General features: G+C 38.8%; 8 protein-coding genes. 5 read left to right on the top strand and 3 right to left on the bottom strand.

Annotation, left to right across the window (positions count from 1 at the left end; all coding sequences use genetic code 11):
• A partial coding sequence (istB, locus tag KMW37_RS20645) for an IS21-like element helper ATPase IstB (protein ID WP_317195595.1) occupies positions 1-809 on the top strand: 809 nt, incomplete at its 5' end.
• A gap of 27 nt (positions 810-836) precedes the next feature.
• On the opposite strand, the gene KMW37_RS20640 is transcribed toward istB, so the two are convergent.
• From KMW37_RS20640 to KMW37_RS20630, 3 genes are all read right to left on the bottom strand, one after another.
• Entirely contained in the window at positions 837-1,649 is an 813-nt protein-coding gene (locus KMW37_RS20640; RefSeq protein WP_215226537.1) for a hypothetical protein, read from the bottom strand.
• A gap of 370 nt (positions 1,650-2,019) precedes the next feature.
• On the bottom strand, positions 2,020-2,478 hold the full coding sequence (locus KMW37_RS20635; protein WP_186757288.1) for a hypothetical protein: 459 nt from the start codon (positions 2,476-2,478) through the stop codon (positions 2,020-2,022).
• Positions 2,479-2,554: 76 nt separating this feature from the next.
• Entirely contained in the window at positions 2,555-2,905 is a 351-nt protein-coding gene (locus tag KMW37_RS20630; protein ID WP_215226536.1) for a DUF3127 domain-containing protein, read from the bottom strand.
• 304 nt (positions 2,906-3,209) lie between these two features.
• On the opposite strand from KMW37_RS20630, the gene KMW37_RS20625 reads away from it, so the two are divergent.
• The 4 genes from KMW37_RS20625 to KMW37_RS20610 all read left to right on the top strand — a co-directional run bounded on the left by KMW37_RS20625 (position 3,210) and on the right by KMW37_RS20610 (position 7,636).
• Positions 3,210-4,568 (top strand): MATE family efflux transporter, encoded by a 1,359-nt coding sequence (locus KMW37_RS20625; protein ID WP_215226535.1) that lies wholly within the window; start codon positions 3,210-3,212, stop codon positions 4,566-4,568.
• A 94-nt stretch (positions 4,569-4,662) separates the two neighbouring features.
• Positions 4,663-6,252: an ATP-dependent DNA helicase gene (locus KMW37_RS20620; protein WP_215226534.1), complete on the top strand. Its 1,590-nt coding sequence runs from the start codon at positions 4,663-4,665 to the stop codon at positions 6,250-6,252.
• 38 nt (positions 6,253-6,290) lie between these two features.
• Entirely contained in the window at positions 6,291-6,986 is a 696-nt protein-coding gene (locus KMW37_RS20615; RefSeq protein WP_215226533.1) for an SGNH/GDSL hydrolase family protein, read from the top strand.
• A 107-nt stretch (positions 6,987-7,093) separates the two neighbouring features.
• Complete coding sequence (locus KMW37_RS20610; protein ID WP_246581585.1) at positions 7,094-7,636, top strand: hypothetical protein; 543 nt, start codon at positions 7,094-7,096, stop codon at positions 7,634-7,636.
• The last annotated feature ends 29 nt before the right edge of the window (positions 7,637-7,665 follow it).

Raw genomic sequence — 7,665 nt, 5'->3', positions numbered from 1 at the left:
AAAAAGGAATCCCATATTCCCGACCACGAAAACATCAGGGGGGCATCCACTTACCAATAAACAGAACAATGATGAACAGTAACCAGACAGTAGAAAAACTCAGACAGATGAGGCTCAGCGCCATGGCCGATCTCCACCACCAGCACATCGGCAGCAACAGGTTCGCCGACTTTACCGCCGATGAATACATCGCCCTGCTGGCAGACCACGAATGGGAAGACCGGCAGCACAAGAAAATGGCCAGGTTGATAAAAAAGGCCGCCTTCAAACAGAAAGCATCCGTTGCCGATATCGATTACAGCCATAACAGGAACCTTGACAGGAATATGTTCTCAAGGCTTGCAGGGCTTGGCTTCGTGGACAAAAAAGAAAACATCATCATTACCGGACCTTCGGGGGTCGGGAAAAGCTATCTGGTACAGGCTCTGGGAAACCAGGCCTGCCTGATGGGGCACAGAACAGTATACAGCAGCACCTCAAGGCTGCTGTCAAAACTCAAGCTCTCCAAAGCCGACGGAACCTACCTCAGGGAACTGAGGAAACTCCAGAATACCGATGTCCTCATCCTCGATGACTTTGGGCTACAGGCTTTTGATGCGACGGCAAGGGAAATCGTTTTGGACATCATTGATGACCGGTTTACAGAAAAATCAACCATAGTATCCTCCCAATTGCCAGTATCCACCTGGTATGATATCATTGGTGAAGGGACCATCGCAGATGCCATACTGGACAGACTCGTAAACTCTTCCCATAGAATAGACCTCAAGGGAGAATCTTTGAGAAAGGGAATCTTGAAAAATGAATAAAAAATGACCTTCTTTAAATGATCTTTCTTAGTGGCACGGTTTGACCGAAATCACTGGCATGGTCAGACCGAAATAGCCAATAAGCTTTTCAAAGAAAACTTGTTTAAATCTATACTTTAGTAAAGTACCATATTCGACTTCAATTTTTCTCTCCTCTATAAGTTTATCAATAATATTTAGTTGGGTATCATAATCTGATTCCAACAATTCTAATAGTGTAGTTAGCTCTTCGGGTTTAGAAGAATATCGCTTAGAATTAAAGTGTACTGGGTATATTTCAGACCTATTAAAATCTGCATGTATATTTAGTTTGTGTTCATAATCAATTACATAGAAAATATTAAATAGTGAATCTGTGTATGGATTCGATAATTTCTGGATAGAATTGAAAAGCGTTTTGGTTTCTTCCAGAATATCATTTTTAAATTTTATTCCAGTATTCGAGATATCTAGCACAATCGTATCTCCATTACTAATCAAAAGTGTATCAACAAAAGTATTCTTGTTACTTATATAAATGTATTGGTAATTGATCCCTTTAATTTGAACAGTATCATTGCCATATACCAGTAAATCTTCATGATATATTAAATTTTGAAAATTCCGGTCTGATTTTATTTGAGTTGGCAATTCGGTGGTGTTATTAATTATTATCACTGGAGGTTTTTCTTTAATCTCCAATGCATTCTTTGAAGATTTCTTTTGACAGGAAATCATTACTAAAAATACGGGGAAAAACCGTAGAGTTTTATTATTTATCAATTTCCTCTTAATAGGTAGTTTAAGGACTCTACGTGCACCAAATAGAATTGAATCCAAAAAGAAAAACTCCTGCATCATAAAGCACATAAATAAGATACTTCCGAAAAAAGTTGAATTCATTGTAATCAGTTATTAATGATTAGAAATTATAAGATAGTTGCTAAGCAACTCAATTGCTAAACAGGTAATTCGAATAATTACAAGATGATTTTGTCAAAAAAGTATGCAAAATCAATTAAATAGGATTTGAAAAGGGAATTCCGTTTTCACTAAGAAGTAAGAGTAATTAAACACCTCTTAAATTCAAAAAGGTGTGAAAATCAATTTAATCTGGAACCTACTGCTTATTATTTAATATAAGGTAAAAATATTTCTTAATGAATTGGTAATGAGTTAAATCACTTCTCTAGACTAAAAGATAGCAATAAATAAAAAGTAGCCCCGTGAATTAATCCAAGAATAAGCCCCAGCCATCATCATATTTATTACTAGGGTCAAAGCCTTTCACCCAGTCAATAAAAAGCTGTTGGAAATCATTGATAGCATCCCTCAATAACTGTAAGTGTTCTTCAGGATGGGTATCTACCATAGCGACCGAATAGGTCATGGAATTTAAATGGCGGGCATGGACTTTCATAAAGACGGCATTTTCCATCTTAAGAATATAGTCATCTACTCCTTCTGCACCGGCAAATTTGCCGCAGATAACAGTGGCATCTTCAAGCATAAAGGTACCATACATTTCTTTGGACATTTCATCCAATGCACCGACAAGGGCTTCCGTTAAATGAAGGATATCGTTGGCTTTTTGCATCAGCGGGTGTTTCTGAATGCGCTCCTGTTCTTTACGGAAATCCTCCTCATCATCACTGTCCCAGTGCTCTTCGTCATCAAAGTCATCCCACATGGTAATTCTATTAGTGTTATAAAAAAAGCGATCATTCGATCGCTTAAATATAATCTTTTTGAAATATCCTTACCTATTAGAATGGCAAAATATCTTCTCCGCTTTCGTCATTAAAGGTGCTAACTTCAGGTGCACCAGCATTGGCAGTGTCAGGAGCAGCAGCGCCCGCCTTGTCCACTCTCCAAACTTTTACATCAGTATACCAACGACTGTTGTACTCGCGGCTTTCGATTTCAATTCCCGCTTTTACGGAATCGCCCTGTTGCATTCCAAATTGGTCGATTTTGTCTCCCCAAACGGTCAAACATACTTTCTTTGGATATTGTCCTTCTGTTTCAAGGATGAAATCCTGCTTTCTCCAGGTACCGTTTCTTCCACTACCAGACTGTTCTGGCATGATTTGAATGATTTTTCCAGTAATTTCCATATAGCTATATTTATTTTATTTTTTTCCGAACCACGAAGGTACTCAATCACCACATCTATTAAAAAAGTCTAACTTGAATTTATCAAAGTTTTTTGGAAATAGCCAATTTGTATAAGTATGTCTATTTTTTAAAATAAATGACTTTTAAATAGTTATAAACAGTTATTACAGGTAAGTGAATCGCGGATTTTTGGTATTTGAATTTTTAAGAAAACCTACGTTTGGGGAGAAGGTGAATTGACGAAAAAAATCTTCATGAAAGGTAAATTCTAAGCGATTGGTTATCTTTGGGCAATCGATTTTTATGCAGCCACCTAAGGAAAAAAAATACACTGAAGGAAAAATCCTCACTGCGCTTACACAGCTTGCCATACCCATAATTTTGGCCAATGTGCTACAAACTGCCTATCAGTTGATAGATACATTTTGGTTGGGGCGTTTGGGGGCCAATGCTGTGGCAGCGGTAAGTTTGAGCTTTCCCATTCTCTTCCTGATTCTTTCACTTGGCGGTGGACTAACCCTTGCCGGTACCGTATTGGTTTCACAGCATAAGGGAGCCAATGATCAGAAAATGGTCAATTTTGCCTCTTCCCAAACCGTACTAGTGGTCTTTATTGTTTCCGTACTGTTGGCAATTATCGGCTTTACTATGGCTGGGCCATTGATGAAGTTAATTGGTGCAGGCCCGGAAGTGCAGGCGGACTCAGTTGCATATTTCAAAGTCTCTGCCCTAGGCTTTGTATTTCTGTTTATATTTTTTGTTTTCCAGTCTTTGATGCGAGGAATCGGCAATGTGCTTTTGCCAGTTTATGTGATTTTGGTGACTGTTTTGCTCAACTTGGTTTTGGACCCGCTATTTATTTATGGTTTTGGCCCCCTTCCTGGTTTTGGCGTGGCAGGTGCTGCTGTTGCCAGTGTGATCACACAGGGGATTTCTGCAGTAGTAGGCCTCTATATTCTTTTTAAAGGGAATCATGGAATAAAGATTCATTTTTCAGAAATGAAGTTTCATCTTTCCTGGACCAAGAAACTATTTGAACTGGGTTTGCCTTCAAGCATGGAGCAGTCTGCCAGGGCGCTGGGGATGGCAATGATGGTGGTTTTGGTCACCAGTTTTGGTTCTGAGGTGGTTGCAGCTTATGGTATTGGTGCAAGGATTTTGAGTTTTGTGATTATCCCAGCTCTTGGACTGGCCATTGCCACTACTACTTTGGTAGGACAAAATATTGGAGCCAATAAAATTCACCGGTCAGAAAAAACAGGTATTCTGTCCGTTAAAATTGCCTTTTTCGGTTTGACAGGTGTCGGGGCTTTGCTGTTTATATTTGCTGAGGACTTGGTGCGGTTTTTTGTGCCAAATGAACCTCAAGTTATCCATGACGGTGCTACCTTTATCAAGATTATGGGACCAAGTTTTGGGTTTTTGGGTGTTCAACAGGTCATTAATGGTACCTTTAATGGTGCTGGATTTACCAAGGCTTCCATGTTTATATCCTTTTTGAACCTTTGGATTATTCGTTTTCCCGTAGGCTATTTTTTGGCCTATCATACAGATCTTAAACATGAGGGCATTTATTGGGCCTTCCCTATTTCCAATTGGATTTCCGCCACAGTAGCCTTCGTTTATTTTCGTATGGGCCATTGGAAAAGGCGCCTCGGTTAAGTCAATTTAGACAGGATAAGCCTAATATGGTAAAAGGTGATTTTCTATCTTTTGGTGCTTTGACTTGGCCGATTAAAAAATAGTACATTTGTCTATGGCATTTTCCATTAAGGACTTTCTATACCATGAGTTTCAATCTGAAGGCTTGGACACCAGCAACGAGGCATTTATTCATGCCTTGGAAGTTGCCCTGTTTTCAAAAAGGTCACTCTTTCTGACTGGGAAAGCCGGCACTGGGAAAACTACTTTTTTACACACGCTTAGAAAGTTAAACCGTGAAAAGAATATGGCTGTGGTTGCACCCACAGGCGTGGCAGCTATCAATGCCAAGGGGAAAACCATTCATTCTTTTTTTAAGATTGATCCAAGGCAAATGTTTTTGCCTGGTGATCCTCGTCTTTCGCCAAAGGCCAAAGAGAAAGGCATGTCCATCTTTGAGCAATTCCAGTATCGAAAGAAGCATCGGGATTTGATCAATAGGCTTGATATTTTGGTCATTGATGAGGTGTCCATGGTGCGTGTGGAGATACTGGATGTGATCGATCAACTGTTAAGGGTTTATAGAAAGAAGATGCATTTACCTTTCGGAGGTGTGCAGATGATCTTTATTGGGGATCCATTTCAACTCCCTCCAGTGGTGAGAAATACGGATTGGGAGCACTTGGCGCCCCATTATGCTTCCCGCTTTTTCTTTAGTGCCCATGCTTTTAAAGAGCTCAATCCAATTCATATTGAATTGGGAAAAATATACAGGCAAAAAGATGAAGCCTTTAAGGAAATCCTCAATAGGGTTCGAGAGAGTGAACATACCCAAGAGGATTTGCGTGTTCTGAATGCCACAGCCAGTAAATACCGCTTTGACTTATTGGACCAAGAGTATATCCTAATAGGGACCCACAATGCTACCATTTCAGAAATCAACACCAAAAAGCTTGCTGAACTCAAAAAAGAACCAAGGATCTATGCTGCTGAGATAAAGGATGATTTTCCTATGAATATGGCTCCTTTTGACCCGGTGGACCTGACTTTAAAGATTGGTGCCCAAGTAATTTTTATGAGGAATAACGCCGAGGCAAAGTATTATAATGGGATGATTGGAAAGGTTTCCAAAATGGAAAAGGATATGATCGAGGTAGAGGATCATAGGGGCTTTATTTATGAAGTTCGTAGGGAAACCTGGGAAAATGTGGAGTTTATCTATAATGAAAAAGAGGAACATTTAGAGGCAAAGGTGATCGGCACATTTACCCAGTTTCCATTGAAGTTGGCTTGGGCAATCACAGTACATAAAAGCCAAGGTTTGACCTTTGAAAGGGCTATTTTGGATATTAGCAGGTCCTTTGAAGCAGGGCAGGCATATGTAGCATTAAGTAGATGTACCAATTTGGAAGGCTTGGTTTTAAAATCCCCTATTGGTATTCAAAGTGTCAAGGTCAGCCCGGATAGTTTGGTGTTCAGTCGTCAGCGATTAGCAGCAGAACAAGTAGAAAAGGAATTGGAACTGGCCAGGGCAATGCAGCTATTGAAACATGCTTTTCGGGCCTTTAGGCAAGGTGAGTATAATCTCGCGCAGGAAATGTTCGATGAGGTACAGGCGGTACATGATGTAACCATTTACCCGAAATGGCAAAAATTTTTAAAATTGAAAGAAGATTTAGAAAATCGTTATTATTGCAGAGAGTGATATAATAATAAAATTTTGACCAAGTTTGCACAAGCGAAATGGATATAATCAAATTGAGCAAAGCCGGAATTATTGGCTTTTTGTTTTTGGTGATAATATTTTTTGTAATTGTTTCTTGTAGTAAGGAAGAAAAGCCTGCTGAAGACCCATTATCAAGGGTTTTGATAATCGGAAATAGTATTACTTATCACCCGCCTGCACCAGAAATAGGCTGGGAAAATGGTTGGGGAATGGCTGCCAGTGCAGCAGACAAGGATTATTTTAGTGTGTTAAGTAACTTTCTCCTTACCCTTAATCCTGAAATGGAAATTGTTCGGGAAAATGTATATCCATTTGAAAGGTTTTTTGAGACCTTGGATTTTACCGATTATGAGTATTTGAAAGCAGTAAAGCCCGAATTATTGATTATTAGATTGGGCGAAAATGTGGATATAGCCGAAGTTGAAGGATATAATTTTGGAAGATCAATTGTAGATTTTGCCAATTATCTAAGCGATAATGGAAAAACCAAAGTTTTGATAACTACTACTTTTTGGGAAAACCCTGTAATTAATAGTCAGATAGAATGGGTTGCTGATAATCAGGGATGGACATTGGTTGATATTACGCATTTGAGTGCTAATGATGAAAATATGGCATTGGGAGAATATGAAGTGGAAGGAGTGGCCAGGCATCCTAGTGATAAAGGAATGGAAGCAATAGCCAAAATGATTTGGGATTATATCATAAAGTAGTCATGTGTTTTTTTTGTAAACGATTTATTATGAGTTGAATAGGGTGATTTTTTTGCGTTTTTGTAGTAAATTTATGAAGGAGTAATTTTTGATTAAAATATTTCTTTATGAAAGACCTCAGGCAATTAACCCTTATTATTTTTCTGTTGACTTTGTTTAACTATTCAGCTTATGCTCAGGAAGAGGAAGAAAACAAGGAAGAAGAAGAGCTAAAAAATAGAGTAGTTTTTTCTCTTGGTTACACATGGATCCCCAAAGGGGCTGAATTAAGTGAGTCAGAAGCAGAAAGTGGTTTTTTTGTTCCAGCTGTTGGATTTGATTATTTCAGGAAAATTCATGAAAAATTTGAAATTGGAATGATGTGGGACTGGGAATTAGATCATTATATTGTTACTGGTAAGGAATTGGAGAGGGAACGAGCAATGATTTTTGCCTTGGTACTTACCTATAGTATTACTGAAAAATGGAAAGCATTCACGGGTGGAGGCGCAGAGTTTGAGAAACATGAAAATCTAGGAATTTTCAGGCTTGGAACAGAATATGCGTTTGAGATGCAGCGCAATTGGGAATTCACGCCTACCCTATTATTTGATATTAAGAAAGGCTATGACACCTGGGGTATATCACTTGGGTTTTGTAAGAAATTTTGAAGCGATTGTTTTATGAAAAGAAATGATAT

Source organism: Echinicola shivajiensis, assembly GCF_018642165.1.
In the GTDB taxonomy this organism is placed as follows: Bacteria; Bacteroidota; Bacteroidia; order Cytophagales; family Cyclobacteriaceae; genus Echinicola; species Echinicola shivajiensis.
Note: the sequence above shows the minus strand (reverse complement) of the source record. Positions and strands in the feature narration are given on the sequence as shown.

Excerpts from the sequence above, each read along its gene's own strand:
- KMW37_RS20610 (WP_246581585.1), top strand. The coding sequence starts at position 7,094 with ATGAAAGACCTCAGGCAATTAACCCTTATTATTTTTCTGTTGACTTTG.
- KMW37_RS20625 (WP_215226535.1), top strand. The coding sequence starts at position 3,210 with ATGCAGCCACCTAAGGAAAAAAAATACACTGAAGGAAAAATCCTCACT.
- KMW37_RS20630 (WP_215226536.1), bottom strand. The coding sequence starts at position 2,905 with ATGGAAATTACTGGAAAAATCATTCAAATCATGCCAGAACAGTCTGGT.
- KMW37_RS20615 (WP_215226533.1), top strand. The coding sequence starts at position 6,291 with ATGGATATAATCAAATTGAGCAAAGCCGGAATTATTGGCTTTTTGTTT.
- KMW37_RS20620 (WP_215226534.1), top strand. The coding sequence starts at position 4,663 with ATGGCATTTTCCATTAAGGACTTTCTATACCATGAGTTTCAATCTGAA.
- KMW37_RS20640 (WP_215226537.1), bottom strand. The coding sequence starts at position 1,649 with ATGATGCAGGAGTTTTTCTTTTTGGATTCAATTCTATTTGGTGCACGT.
- KMW37_RS20635 (WP_186757288.1), bottom strand. The coding sequence starts at position 2,478 with ATGTGGGATGACTTTGATGACGAAGAGCACTGGGACAGTGATGATGAG.